This is a genomic window from Intrasporangium sp. (assembly GCF_040414665.1).
Lineage (GTDB): Bacteria > Actinomycetota > Actinomycetes > Actinomycetales > Dermatophilaceae > Intrasporangium.
The window spans coordinates 1-11,785 of sequence record NZ_JBEDUL010000121.1; the positions used below are offsets into that span (position 1 = coordinate 1).

Annotated in this window: 21 protein-coding genes and 1 pseudogene; all 22 read left to right on the top strand. The window is 67.3% G+C overall.

All coding sequences use genetic code 11. From position 1 onward, the window contains the following. Positions 1 to 118 (top strand): annotated as a pseudogene (locus ABF401_RS12925) (50S ribosomal protein L4); the annotation flags it as partial. A gap of 113 nt (positions 119 to 231) precedes the next feature. Then, a complete protein-coding gene (gene rplW, locus ABF401_RS12930) occupies positions 232 to 537 on the top strand; it encodes a 50S ribosomal protein L23 (RefSeq protein WP_353509994.1) in 306 nt (101 codons plus the stop codon). 40 nt (positions 538 to 577) lie between these two features. Beyond that, complete coding sequence (gene rplB, locus ABF401_RS12935) at positions 578 to 1,414, top strand: 50S ribosomal protein L2 (protein ID WP_031167077.1); 837 nt, start codon at positions 578 to 580, stop codon at positions 1,412 to 1,414. Positions 1,415 to 1,426: 12 nt separating this feature from the next. Beyond that, a complete protein-coding gene (gene rpsS / locus ABF401_RS12940; protein WP_353509978.1) occupies positions 1,427 to 1,708 on the top strand; it encodes a 30S ribosomal protein S19 in 282 nt (93 codons plus the stop codon). A gap of 35 nt (positions 1,709 to 1,743) precedes the next feature. Further along, complete coding sequence (rplV, locus tag ABF401_RS12945; protein ID WP_353509979.1) at positions 1,744 to 2,109, top strand: 50S ribosomal protein L22; 366 nt, start codon at positions 1,744 to 1,746, stop codon at positions 2,107 to 2,109. After that, positions 2,109 to 2,951 carry a 30S ribosomal protein S3 gene (rpsC, locus tag ABF401_RS12950; protein ID WP_353509980.1) on the top strand — a complete coding sequence of 281 codons (843 nt, stop codon included), beginning with the start codon at positions 2,109 to 2,111 and terminating at the stop codon, positions 2,949 to 2,951. The genes rplV and rpsC overlap by 1 nt, the downstream gene beginning before the upstream one ends. 2 nt (positions 2,952 to 2,953) lie before the next feature. Then, positions 2,954 to 3,373 carry a 50S ribosomal protein L16 gene (rplP, locus tag ABF401_RS12955; protein WP_353509981.1) on the top strand — a complete coding sequence of 140 codons (420 nt, stop codon included), beginning with the start codon at positions 2,954 to 2,956 and terminating at the stop codon, positions 3,371 to 3,373. Further along, positions 3,373 to 3,729: a 50S ribosomal protein L29 gene (rpmC, locus tag ABF401_RS12960; protein WP_353509982.1), complete on the top strand. Its 357-nt coding sequence runs from the start codon at positions 3,373 to 3,375 to the stop codon at positions 3,727 to 3,729. The genes rplP and rpmC overlap by 1 nt, the downstream gene beginning before the upstream one ends. Then, positions 3,726 to 4,019 carry a 30S ribosomal protein S17 gene (gene rpsQ, locus ABF401_RS12965; protein WP_353509983.1) on the top strand — a complete coding sequence of 98 codons (294 nt, stop codon included), beginning with the start codon at positions 3,726 to 3,728 and terminating at the stop codon, positions 4,017 to 4,019. The genes rpmC and rpsQ overlap by 4 nt, the downstream gene beginning before the upstream one ends. Positions 4,020 to 4,248: 229 nt before the next feature. Continuing rightward, complete coding sequence (rplN, locus tag ABF401_RS12970; protein ID WP_142181405.1) at positions 4,249 to 4,617, top strand: 50S ribosomal protein L14; 369 nt, start codon at positions 4,249 to 4,251, stop codon at positions 4,615 to 4,617. 2 nt (positions 4,618 to 4,619) lie between these two features. Then, positions 4,620 to 5,000, top strand: a complete 381-nt coding sequence (gene rplX / locus ABF401_RS12975) for a 50S ribosomal protein L24 (RefSeq protein ID WP_353509984.1) — start codon at positions 4,620 to 4,622, stop codon at positions 4,998 to 5,000. A gap of 2 nt (positions 5,001 to 5,002) precedes the next feature. After that, positions 5,003 to 5,587, top strand: a complete 585-nt coding sequence (gene rplE / locus ABF401_RS12980; protein WP_353509985.1) for a 50S ribosomal protein L5 — start codon at positions 5,003 to 5,005, stop codon at positions 5,585 to 5,587. 1 nt (position 5,588) lies between these two features. Then, a complete protein-coding gene (locus ABF401_RS12985) occupies positions 5,589 to 5,774 on the top strand; it encodes a type Z 30S ribosomal protein S14 (RefSeq protein ID WP_013493557.1) in 186 nt (61 codons plus the stop codon). A 145-nt stretch (positions 5,775 to 5,919) separates the two neighbouring features. Beyond that, on the top strand, positions 5,920 to 6,318 hold the full coding sequence (gene rpsH / locus ABF401_RS12990) for a 30S ribosomal protein S8 (RefSeq protein ID WP_353509986.1): 399 nt from the start codon (positions 5,920 to 5,922) through the stop codon (positions 6,316 to 6,318). Between the two features lie 12 nt (positions 6,319 to 6,330). Then, complete coding sequence (gene rplF, locus ABF401_RS12995; protein WP_353509987.1) at positions 6,331 to 6,867, top strand: 50S ribosomal protein L6; 537 nt, start codon at positions 6,331 to 6,333, stop codon at positions 6,865 to 6,867. 3 nt (positions 6,868 to 6,870) lie between these two features. Further along, a complete protein-coding gene (rplR, locus tag ABF401_RS13000) occupies positions 6,871 to 7,245 on the top strand; it encodes a 50S ribosomal protein L18 (RefSeq protein WP_353509988.1) in 375 nt (124 codons plus the stop codon). A 52-nt stretch (positions 7,246 to 7,297) separates the two neighbouring features. Continuing rightward, positions 7,298 to 7,969, top strand: coding sequence for a 30S ribosomal protein S5 (rpsE, locus tag ABF401_RS13005; protein ID WP_353509989.1), 672 nt, complete (start codon positions 7,298 to 7,300; stop codon positions 7,967 to 7,969). Then, complete coding sequence (gene rpmD / locus ABF401_RS13010) at positions 7,969 to 8,151, top strand: 50S ribosomal protein L30 (RefSeq protein WP_045191891.1); 183 nt, start codon at positions 7,969 to 7,971, stop codon at positions 8,149 to 8,151. The genes rpsE and rpmD overlap by 1 nt, the downstream gene beginning before the upstream one ends. A 2-nt stretch (positions 8,152 to 8,153) precedes the next feature. Further along, positions 8,154 to 8,627, top strand: a complete 474-nt coding sequence (gene rplO / locus ABF401_RS13015) for a 50S ribosomal protein L15 (protein ID WP_353509990.1) — start codon at positions 8,154 to 8,156, stop codon at positions 8,625 to 8,627. Between the two features lie 177 nt (positions 8,628 to 8,804). After that, positions 8,805 to 10,127, top strand: a complete 1,323-nt coding sequence (gene secY / locus ABF401_RS13020) for a preprotein translocase subunit SecY (RefSeq protein ID WP_353509991.1) — start codon at positions 8,805 to 8,807, stop codon at positions 10,125 to 10,127. Then, positions 10,127 to 10,693, top strand: a complete 567-nt coding sequence (locus ABF401_RS13025; protein WP_353509992.1) for an adenylate kinase — start codon at positions 10,127 to 10,129, stop codon at positions 10,691 to 10,693. The genes secY and ABF401_RS13025 overlap by 1 nt, the downstream gene beginning before the upstream one ends. A gap of 8 nt (positions 10,694 to 10,701) precedes the next feature. Next, positions 10,702 to 11,544, top strand: coding sequence for a type I methionyl aminopeptidase (gene map / locus ABF401_RS13030; protein ID WP_353509993.1), 843 nt, complete (start codon positions 10,702 to 10,704; stop codon positions 11,542 to 11,544). Positions 11,545 to 11,785: the final 241 nt, after the last annotated feature.

The window sequence follows — 11,785 nt, forward strand, 5'->3', positions numbered from 1 at the left end:
GCTCAACACGTACGACGTGCTCGTCTCGGACGACGTGGTCTTCACCCAGGCCGCCCTGGAGGCCTTCGTGGCCGCCCGTACGCCGGCCGCCGCGACCGCTGAAGGGAGCGAGGCCTGATGGCTACGCGTCACCCGAGCATTGCCCCCAAGGCGGCCAAGGCCGCCAAGGCGGCCCGCATCGCCAAGGCGAGGCGGCACGCCACCGAGGGCAAGAACACCGTCGAGACCCCGCTGAGCAAGTCGTACACGGACCCCCGTGACGTCCTGCTGAAGCCGGTCGTCTCCGAGAAGAGCTACGCGCTCCTCGACGAGAACAAGTACACGTTCATCGTCGACCCGAACGCCAACAAGACCCAGATCAAGCAGGCCGTCCAGGCGGTCTTCGACGTCAAGGTCACCGGGGTCAACACGATCAACCGCCAGGGCAAGCGCAAGCGCACGAAGACCGGTTTCGGTCAGCGTGCCGGCAGCAAGCGCGCGATCGTGACCCTCGCCGAGGGCGACCGTATCGACATCTTCGGCGGTCCGACCGCCTAAGGGCGGTCCGGATCGTCCGATATCGGACGAGGACTGAGAAATGGGAATCCGCAAGTACAAGCCGACTACGCCGGGCCGTCGTGGCGCCAGCGTCGCCGACTTCGTCGAGGTCACGCGGTCCACGCCGGAGAAGTCGCTGGTCCGCCCCCTGCACAGCAAGGGCGGCCGTAACAACGCCGGTCGTGTGACCGTTCGCCACCAGGGTGGCGGACACAAGCGCGCCTACCGAGTGATCGACTTCCGTCGTCACGACAAGGACGGCGTGCCGGCGAAGGTCGCGCACATCGAGTACGACCCCAACCGCACCGCGCGCATCGCGCTGCTGCACTACGCCGACGGCGAGAAGCGCTACATCCTCGCCCCGCGCAACCTGCAGCAGGGTGACCGCGTCGAGAACGGTCCCGGGGCCGACATCAAGCCGGGCAACAACCTGGCCCTCCGCAACATCCCGGTCGGTACCACGATCCACGCGATCGAGCTCCGTCCCGGTGGCGGTGCCAAGTTCGCCCGCTCCGCCGGTGCCTCCGTGCAGCTGCTCGCGAAGGAGGGCTCGATGGCCCACCTCCGCATGCCGTCCGGTGAGATCCGCCTGGTCGACGTCCGCTGCCGCGCCACCATCGGTGAGGTCGGCAACGCCGAGCAGAGCAACATCAACTGGGGCAAGGCCGGCCGTAAGCGGTGGCTGGGCGTTCGCCCGACCGTCCGTGGTGTCGTGATGAACCCGGTTGACCACCCGCACGGTGGTGGTGAGGGCCGGACCTCCGGTGGCCGTCACCCCGTGTCCCCGTGGGGCAAGAAGGAAGGCCGTACTCGTTCGCCCAAGAAGGCGTCGAACAAGTACATCGTCCGCCGCCGCAAGACGAACAAGAAGCGCTAAGGACGGGTTGAGATGCCTCGTAGCCTGAAGAAGGGGCCCTTCGTCGACGACCACCTGATCAAGAAGGTGGACGTCCAGAACGAAGCGGGCACCAAGAACGTCATCAAGACCTGGTCCCGCCGCTCCATGATCGTCCCGGCCATGCTCGGCCACACGATCGCGGTGCACGACGGCCGCAAGCACGTCCCGGTGTTCGTCACCGAGTCGATGGTCGGCCACAAGCTCGGCGAGTTCGCCCCCACCCGCACGTTCAAGGGGCACGTGAAGGACGACAAGAAGGGTCGTCGTCGCTGATGGCCACTGCAACGCCCCAAACCAAGGAAAGTGTCATGGAAGCCAAGGCCTCGGCACGCCACGTCCGTGTCAGCCCGCAGAAGGCTCGCCGCGTCGTGGACCTGATCCGCGGCAAGGCTGCCACCGACGCCGTCACGACTCTCACGTTCGCGCCGCAGTCGGCCTCCGACCCGGTGAAGAAGGTGCTCGAGAGCGCCATCGCCAACGCGCGGTTCAAGGCGGACCGTGAGTCGGTGGCCTTCGACGAGCGCAACCTCGTCATCACCGCGGCGTTCGTCGACGAGGGCCCAACCATGAAGCGCTTCCGTCCGCGTGCCCAGGGCCGCGCCGGTCGCATCAACAAGCGCACGAGCCACATCACCGTGATCGTGTCCCAGCTCGAGAAGAAGGGAGCCCGCTGATGGGTCAGAAGGTCAACCCCCATGGCTTCCGTCTGGGCATCACCACCGACCACAAGAGCCGCTGGTTCGCGGACTCGACCAAGGCCGGGCAGCGCTATCGCGACTACGTGAAGGAAGACGTCGCGATCCGCCGCCTCATGGAGACCGGCATGGAGCGCGCCGGCATCGCCAAGGTCGAGATCGAGCGCACGCGTGACCGCGTCCGCGTCGACATCCACACCGCGCGTCCCGGCATCGTCATCGGCCGCCGCGGCGCCGAGGCCGACCGCATCCGCGGCGAGCTCGAGAAGCTCACCGGCAAGCAGGTCCAGCTCAACATCCTCGAGGTGAAGAACCCCGAGGTGGACGCCCAGCTGGTCGCGCAGGGTATCGCCGAGCAGCTCTCGGCCCGTGTCTCCTTCCGCCGCGCCATGCGCAAGGGCATGCAGTCCGCGCAGCGCGCCGGTGCAAAGGGCATCCGGGTCCAGGTCTCCGGCCGCCTGAACGGCGCCGAGATGAGCCGGACCGAGTTCTACCGCGAGGGCCGGGTCCCACTGCACACGCTCCGCGCCAACATCGACTACGGCTTCTACGAGGCCCGCACGACGTTCGGCCGGATCGGCGTCAAGGTGTGGATCTACAAGGGTGACCTGACGGCGAAGGAGCTCGCAGCCCAGCAGGCCGCCGCCCCGCGTCCGTCGCGTGGCCCGCGCCGGGACGGCGAGGGTCGTCCGAACCGCGCCCGTCGTGGTGACCGCACCGAGGCCGCCGCTCCCCGTGAGACGGCTGCCGCCGAGTCCACCGTGTCCACGGTGAGCACCGAGGCTGCTGCCCCGGCCGCCACCGAGAATGAGCAGGCCTGACCATGTTGATTCCCCGTCGAGTCAAGCACCGCAAGCAGCACCACCCGGGCCGCTCGGGCGCTGCCAAGGGCGGCACGCAGATCGCCTTCGGCGACTACGGCATCCAGGCTCTCGAGCCGGCCTACGTGACGAACCGACAGATCGAGTCCGCGCGTATCGCGATGACCCGCTACATCAAGCGTGGTGGAAAGGTGTGGATCAACATCTACCCGGACCGTCCGCTGACGAAGAAGCCGGCCGAGACCCGGATGGGTTCCGGTAAGGGTTCGCCGGAGTGGTGGGTCGCCAACGTCAAGCCGGGCCGGGTCATGTTCGAGCTCTCGGGCGTGACCGAGCCGGTTGCCCGTGAGGCGATGCGTCTCGCGATGCACAAGCTCCCGATGAAGTGCCGGTTCGTTGCGCGTGAAGGCGGTGACATCTGATGGCAGTGGGTACCAAGGACCTGGCTCCCGAGCAGCTGCGTGGCATGGACGACGACCGCCTCGCCGACGCGTTGCGCAAGTCCAAGGAGGAGCTGTTCAACCTCCGGTTCCAGTCGGCCACCGGGCAGCTGGACAACCATGGCCGGCTGCGCGCCGTGAAGAAGGACATCGCGCGGATCTACACCGAGATGCGTGAGCGCGAGCTGGGCATCGGCTCGGCCCCCGCAGCTCCCGCGGCGGGCGAGTCTGCCGACAAGGCGGACGCGAAGGCCGCGAAGGCGGAGAAGAAGGCCGCGAAGGCCGAGAAGAAGTCGGCCAAGAAGGCTGAGGCGGCTGACGAGGAGGCCCAGGCATGAGCGAGCAGACCCCCGAGCAGACCAACGAGAAGTCCAGCGCGCGCAACGACCGCAAGACCCGCCAGGGCTACGTGGTGAGCGACAAGATGGACAAGACCGTTGTCGTCGAGGTGGAGGACCGCGTCAAGCACACCCTCTACAGCAAGGTCATCCGGCGCACCAGCAAGGTCAAGGCGCACGACGAGAAGAACGAGGCCGGCGTCGGCGACCGCGTGCTCATCATGGAGACGCGTCCGCTCTCCGCGACGAAGCACTGGCGCATCGTCTCCATCCTCGAGAAGGCCAAGTAGCACACGGGGGGCTCTGCCCCCCGTGGACCCCCCGACAACCCGCGTGGCTGGATCTGTGCGGAATGTCAGGGAGTCAGCAGGGCGGCATACGGTCAAAGCGTTTTTCGTATGCCGCTGGGCCCGGCCCCAAACAGAACGTTTCCATTTGGTTCGGCAAGGCTCTCGAAAAGAAATCGCGCTGAGCGCGAATTCTTTTCGAGAGAACCAGCACGACGACAGGAGTTAGACAGTGATTCAGCAGGAGTCGCGACTGCGCGTCGCCGACAACACCGGTGCCAAGGAGCTTCTTTGCATCCGTGTTCTCGGTGGTTCGGGCCGTCGGTACGCCGGCATCGGCGACACCATCGTCGCCACCGTCAAGGACGCCATCCCGGGCGGCAACGTCAAGAAGGGTGACGTCGTCAAGGCGGTCATCGTCCGCACGGTCAAGGAGCGTCGCCGCGCCGACGGTTCCTACATCAAGTTCGACGAGAACGCTGCGGTGATCCTCAAGGCTGACGGTGACCCCCGCGGGACCCGTATCTTCGGCCCGGTCGGCCGTGAGCTGCGCGAGAAGAAGTTCATGAAGATCATCTCGCTCGCGCCGGAGGTGCTGTGAACATGGCTGCCAACAACAAGCAGAAGATGAAGATCAAGAAGGGCGACCTCGTCCAGGTCATCTCCGGCCGCAGCCAGAAGAACGGCGGCGACCGGGGCAAGCAGGGCAAGGTCATCGCGGTCTACCCGGAGACCCAGCGCGTGCTGGTCGAGGGCATCAACCGCGTCACCAAGCACATCAAGGCGGGAGCCACCGCTCGTGGCACCCGGACCGGTGGCCTGACCCACACCGAGGCCGCGATCCATGTGAGCAACGTGGCCATCGTCGACCCGGAGACGAAGAAGCCGACGCGCATCAAGACGCGTGTCGAGACCGTCGAGCGCGGTGGCCGCCAGAAGGCGTCCCGCGTCCGTGTCGCGGTCACGTCGGACAAGGACCTCTGAACATGACTGAGACCACCACCACCGCCACCGCGACGGTGCCGAGCAGGCCTCGCCTCAAGCAGCGCTACCACGACGAGATCAAGTCCGCGCTCCAGGAGCAGTTCGGCTACGGCAACGTCATGCAGGTGCCCGGCGTCCTCAAGGTCGTCGTCAACATGGGCGTCGGCGACGCGGCCAAGGACAGCAAGCTCATCGAGGGCGCCGTCCGCGATCTCACGGACATCACCGGCCAGAAGCCGGTCGTGACCAAGGCTCGCAAGTCGATCGCCCAGTTCAAGCTGCGTGAGGGCATGCCGATCGGCGCGCACGCAACGCTGCGGGGTGACCGGATGTGGGAGTTCCTCGACCGCCTCGTGTCGATCGCCCTCCCGCGCATCCGCGACTTCCGTGGGCTGTCACCGAAGCAGTTCGACGGTCGCGGCAACTACACGTTCGGTCTGACCGAGCAGTCGATGTTCCACGAGATCGACCAGGACAAGATCGACCGGGTCCGGGGCATGGACATCACCGTGGTCACCACGGCGACCAACGATGACGAGGGTCGCGCGCTGCTCAAGGCGCTCGGCTTCCCCTTCAAGGAGAACTGACATGGCCAAGACCGCGCTGATCAACAAGGCGAACCGGAAGCCGAAGTTCAAGGTCCGCGCGTACACCCGCTGCCAGAAGTGCGGTCGCCCGCACTCGGTGTACCGCAAGTTCGGCCTCTGCCGCATCTGCCTTCGCGAGATGGCTCACGCGGGCGAGCTGCCGGGCGTGACCAAGAGCTCCTGGTGACGTCGGATCCCCGATCCGAGCAGCCACACCTCAAACCCAAGAGAACCACCCAAAGAACCTCTGACACCGTAGGTCGGCTCGACCCGATGAGCCAGCGAGGCGCGAGCCGAGTCGAAACCCCGGTGAGGAAGGGCGGAGAGCCCACATGACCATGACTGACCCGATTGCGGACATGCTGACCCGCGTGCGGAACGCCAACTCGGCGCACCACGACACGGTCTCCATGCCGTACTCGAAGCTGAAGAAGAACATCGCCGAGATCCTCCAGGCCGAGGGCTACATCGCCTCCTGGAAGGTCGAGGAGGCCGAGGTCGGCCAGACCCTGACCATCGACCTCAAGTACGGCCCGAACCGCGAGCGCTCCATTGCCGGTGTGCGCCGCGTGAGCAAGCCTGGTCTGCGCGTCTACGCCAAGTCGACGAACCTGCCCAGGGTTCTCGGTGGCCTCGGCGTCGCGATCCTTTCGACGTCGAGCGGTCTGCTGACCGACCGGCAGGCACACGAGAAGGGCGTGGGTGGGGAAGTCCTCGCCTACGTCTGGTAAGGAGACACTGACATGTCGCGAATCGGACGACTCCCTGTCTCCATCCCGACCGGTGTCGACGTCACCGTCGACGGCCAGGACATCGTGGTCAAGGGTCCCAAGGGCGAGCTCTCGCTCACCGTGCCGGCCCCGATCACCGTCGAGCAGGCGGATGGAACCCTCGAGGTCAAGCGGCCCAACGACGAGCGCGAGTCGCGCTCGCTCCACGGCCTGACCCGCTCGCTCCTGAACAACATGGTCCTCGGTGTCACCGAGGGCTACGAGAAGAAGATGGAGATCTACGGCACGGGTTACCGTGTCGCGGCGAAGGGCTCGGACCTCGAGTTCTCCCTCGGGTACTCGCACCCCATCCTCGTCAAGGCGGAGAGCGGGATCAGCTTCGCCGTCGAGAACCCGACGCGCTTCTCGGTGCAGGGCATCGACAAGCAGCGCGTCGGTGAGGTCGCCGCGAACATCCGCAAGCTGCGCAAGCCCGACCCCTACAAGGGCAAGGGCGTTCGCTACGCGGGCGAGCAGATCCGTCGCAAGGTTGGAAAGGCCGGTAAGTAAGCCATGGCAATGACCATCAAGCGCGGCAAGTCAGCGGCTGCCGCCCGCATTCGTCGCCAGGTGCGCGGTCGCAAGAAGATCGCCGGCACCCCGGCCCGCCCGCGACTCGTCGTCTCCCGTTCGAGCCGGCACCTGTACGTCCAGGTCGTCGACGACACGGTCGGCAAGACCGTCGCGTCCGCCTCGACGATGGAGGCCGACCTGCGCTCCTTCGAGGGCGACAAGACCGCCAAGGCCAAGAAGGTCGGCGAGCTCGTCGCGGCCCGCGCCAAGAGCGCTGGCATCGAGGCCGTGGTCTTCGACCGCGGAGGCAACAAGTACCACGGTCGCGTCGCGGCCATCGCCGAGGGCGCCCGCGAAGGTGGGCTGTCCCTGTGAGTGACATCGCGACCATGCACCACGTGACCGCTATCGAGATGAGGAACATCTGATGCCCGGACAGCAGCGTCGAGGCACCGGCCCCGCCGGTGAGCGCGGCGAGCGCGGCGAGCGCGGCGAGCGTCAGGACCGCCGCGGCGGCCGTGACAGCCGCGAGAGCCGTGATGCCGAGAAGAACCAGTACGTCGAGCGCGTCGTGACGATCAACCGCGTCGCCAAGGTCGTCAAGGGTGGCCGTCGCTTCAGCTTCACCGCCCTCGTCGTCGTCGGTGACGGTGACGGCACCGTGGGCGTGGGCTACGGCAAGGCCAAGGAGGTCCCCGCGGCGATCGCCAAGGGTGTCGAGGAGGCCAAGAAGGGCTTCTTCAAGGTCCCGCGGATCCAGGGCACCATCCCGCACCCCGTCCAGGGCGAGGCCGCCGCTGGAGTCGTCATGCTCCGCCCCGCCGCTCCCGGTACCGGTGTCATCGCCGGTGGCCCGGTCCGTGCGGTCCTGGAGTGCGCCGGCATCCACGACGTCCTCTCCAAGTCGCTGGGTTCCGACAACGCCATCAACATCGTGCACGCGACGGCGCAGGCCCTCCGCGATCTCGAGCGTCCCGAGTCTGTTGCCGCCCGCCGCGGCAAGTCGCTCGAGGAGGTGGCCCCGGCCGCCATGCTCAAGGCCCGCGCTGCCGGTCTCGCCGACGCCAGGGCCGCCGCGGCCGAGAAGGCCGGTGCGTGATGGCACGCCTCAAGGTGACCCAGACCCGTTCCGAGATCGGCGGCAAGCAGAACCAGCGTGACACGCTGCGCAGCCTCGGTCTGAAGCGCATTGGCGACGTCGTCGTCAAGGAGGACCGTCCCGAGATCCGCGGGATGGTCAAGACGGTGACTCACCTGGTCACCGTCGAGGAGGTTGACTGACCATGGCCACCAAGAAGCACGGCGAGACCGCCCTCAAGGTGCACCATCTGCGTCCGGCTCCCGGGGCCAAGACCGCAAAGACCCGCGTGGGTCGCGGTGAGGGCTCCAAGGGCAAGACCGCCGGTCGCGGCACCAAGGGCAGCAAGGCTCGCAACCAGATCCCGGAGCGTTTCGAGGGCGGCTCGATGCCCCTGCACATGCGCCTCCCCAAGCTGCGCGGCTTCAAGAACCCGTTCCGCACCGAGTACCAGGTCGTGAACCTGGACCGCCTGGAGGCCCTCTTCCCCGAGGGTGGGCAGGTCTCCGTCGAGGACCTCGTGGCCCGGGGCGCCGTTCGCAACGGCCACCCGGTCAAGGTGCTCGGCACGGGGCAGATCTCGGTCAAGGTCGACGTCGAGGCACACAAGTTCTCGGCCGCGGCCAAGGAGAAGATCGAGGCCGCTGGCGGCTCGGTCAAGGCCCTCTCCGAGCGCTGAGCGGTCCGCGTGACCATCCCACACCTCGTGTGACCCAGCGCCCCGGGCGCCTGTTTCCCCGGTCGATGTGACATCGGCCAAGCGGGGACGGTGCCCGGGGCGCTGCGCCTTTGCGTTAATCTTCGACGGATTGCTGACTTCAGCCGGCCCCACCGGGTTGGCCCCCAGGAGGACCCTGTGCTCGCCGCCTTCGTTCGCGCGTTCCGTACCCCGGACCTGCGCAACAAGCTGCTCTTCACCCTCGGCATCATCGTGCTGTTCCGGCTGGGCTCGCACCTGCCGACGCCGGGTGTGAGCTACCCGCTGGTGCAGAACTGCCTCGAGACTCGCGATCCCACGGGTGACGCGACGTCCGGCTTCCTCAACCTCGCGAACCTCTTCAGCGGCGGTGCCCTGCTGCAGCTGTCCGTCTTCGCGCTCGGGATCATGCCGTACATCACGGCGAGCATCATCGTGCAGCTGCTCACGGTGGTCATCCCTCGCTTCGAGGAGCTGAAGAAGGAGGGTCAGGCCGGCACGACGAAGATGACGCAGTACACGCGTTACCTCACCATCGGCCTCGCGGTCCTCCAGTCGGCGACGCTCGTCACGTTCGCCAGGAACCCGCAGACCCTGTTCGGTCCGCAGTGCACCAACATCCTCACCGACGACTCGTTCGTGACGATCCTCATCATGGTCCTCACCATGACGGCCGGCACCGGCCTGATCATGTGGTTCGGCGAGCTCATCACCGACCGTGGCGTCGGCAACGGTATGTCCCTGCTCATCTTCATCTCCATCGCGGCCACCTTCCCCGGGGCCCTCTGGGCGATCAAGAACAACCAGGGCTGGGGGACCTTCCTCGGAATCGTCGTCCTCGGGATGTTCGTCATCGCCGCGGTGGTCTTCGTGGAGCAGTCGCAGCGCCGCATCCCGGTCCAGTACGCCAAGCGGATGGTCGGCCGTCGCATGTACGGCGGCACGTCGACCTACATCCCGCTCAAGGTCAACATGGCGAACGTCATCCCGGTCATCTTCGCGGCCTCGCTCATGGCTCTGCCCGGCATGATCGCCCAGTTCAACACGGACCCGACCAAGACGCCGCCGGAGTGGGTGCAGTGGGTCCAGGCCAACCTCACCAAGGGCGACCACCCGGTCTACATGATCATCTACACGGCCCTGATCATCTTCTTCACGTTCTTCTACGTGTCGATCACGTTCAACCCGACCGAGGTCGCCGACAACATGAAGAAGTACGGCGGCTTCATCCCGGGTATCCGGGCCGGGCGACCCACGGCCGAGTACCTCAACTACGTTCTGACCCGAATCACCGTGCCGGGTGCCATCTATCTTGCAGCCATCTCCTTGATCCCGCTCGTGGCTCTCGTGCTCGTCGGTGCGAACCAGAACTTCCCCTTCGGCGGAACCTCGATCCTCATCGTCGTCGGTGTGGGCCTCGAGACGGTCAAGCAGATCGAGGCGCAGCTGCAGCAGCGCCACTACGAAGGGTTCCTCCGTTAATGCGACTGATCATCCTCGGCCCGCCGGGCGCGGGTAAGGGCACCCAGGCGGCACGCATCGCCGAGCGGCTCGGCATCCCCGCCATCTCCACCGGCGACATCTTCCGCGCCAACATCAAGGAGCAGACCGAGCTCGGTCGCCGCGTCCAGGACATCCTCGCCTCCGGCGGCTATGTCCCCGACGAGGTGACCAACGAGATCGTCGAGGACCGCCTGTCGTGGGACGACGCCACGAACGGCTTCCTGCTCGACGGCTACCCGCGCACCTCTGGTCAGGTCGACGCACTCGATGCCATGCTCGCCCGCCACGACCACGCCCTTGACGCGGTGATCGAGCTCGAGGTCGACGAGGAGGCCGTTGTCGAGCGCCTGCTCAAGCGCGCCGAGACCGAGGGCCGCGCTGACGACACCGAGGACGTCATCCGCGAGCGCCAGGCGATCTACCGCAAGGAGACCGCCCCCCTGTCCGAGCACTACGAGCTCGTCGGCCTGCTGGTCAAGGTGGACGGCATGGGCGGGGTCGACGAGGTCACCGACCGCGTCATCGCCGCGCTGCCGCACCACTGAGCACCACGATGTTCGGACGCCGCCGGCTTCAGGGCCGCACCGACGAGCAGCTCCTCCTCATGCGTGAGGCGGGGCTGCTCGTCGGTCGTACCCTCGCGCTGCTGTCCGATCACATCCGCCCGGGCATCACCACGCTGGAGCTGGACCGCCTCGCCGAGGACTTCATCCGGAGCCACGGTGGCGTCCCCAACTTCCAGCTCGTCCCCGGGTACCACCACACGCTGTGCACGAGCGTCAACGAGGAGGTCGTTCAGGGCATACCTGGTGGGCGCGTCCTCGAGGCAGGCGACGTCGTGTCGATCGACTGCGGCGCGGAGGTCAAGGGCTGGAACGGCGATGCCGCCTTCACGGCGGTCGTCGGCGGCCCGGAGGCCGCCCGGCCCGAGGACCTCGACCTCATCGCGGCGACCGAGGAGAGCCTGTATGCCGGCATCGCCGCGATGCAGGTCGGTGGCCGCTTGTATGCCGTGGGGGACGCCGTGGAGGGCGCCATCGGCGACGCCGCCGCTCGCGACGGCCACACCTACGGTGTGGTCGACGAGTACGTCGGCCACGGCATCGGCCAGCAGATGCACATGGACCCGCAGATCCCGAACTACGCCGTGCGGGAGACCGGGCCCAAGCTGGTCGACGGGTTCACCGGCGCCATCGAGCCGATGGTGACCCTGGGGACCACCCAGACCCGGGTGCTCGACGACGACTGGACGGTCGTGACGACCGACGGGTCGCGCGCCGCGCACTGGGAGCACTCGGTTGCCGTCCGAGCGGACGGCCTGTGGATCCTCACCGCCATCGACGGCGGCCAGGCGGCGCTGGAAGCCCGCGGCGCGGCATACGCCCCGATCTCCTAGGCAGGCCCACCCGCCGAGACGCGCCCCGTCTCGTGCACGCGGTGACCCCCGCGCGGGTAACGTCCATTCGTGACCCTTCCTCGCAGCCACCCCTCTGCCCGCGGTGTCGATGCCCGCGGCCTGCTTGCCTTCCTCGACGTCGCCGAGCGCGACGACCTCGGGCTCCACAGCCTCATGGTGCTGCGGGGCGGTCATGTCGTCGCCGAGGGCTGGCGGAGCCCGTATGCCGCGGACCGGGTCC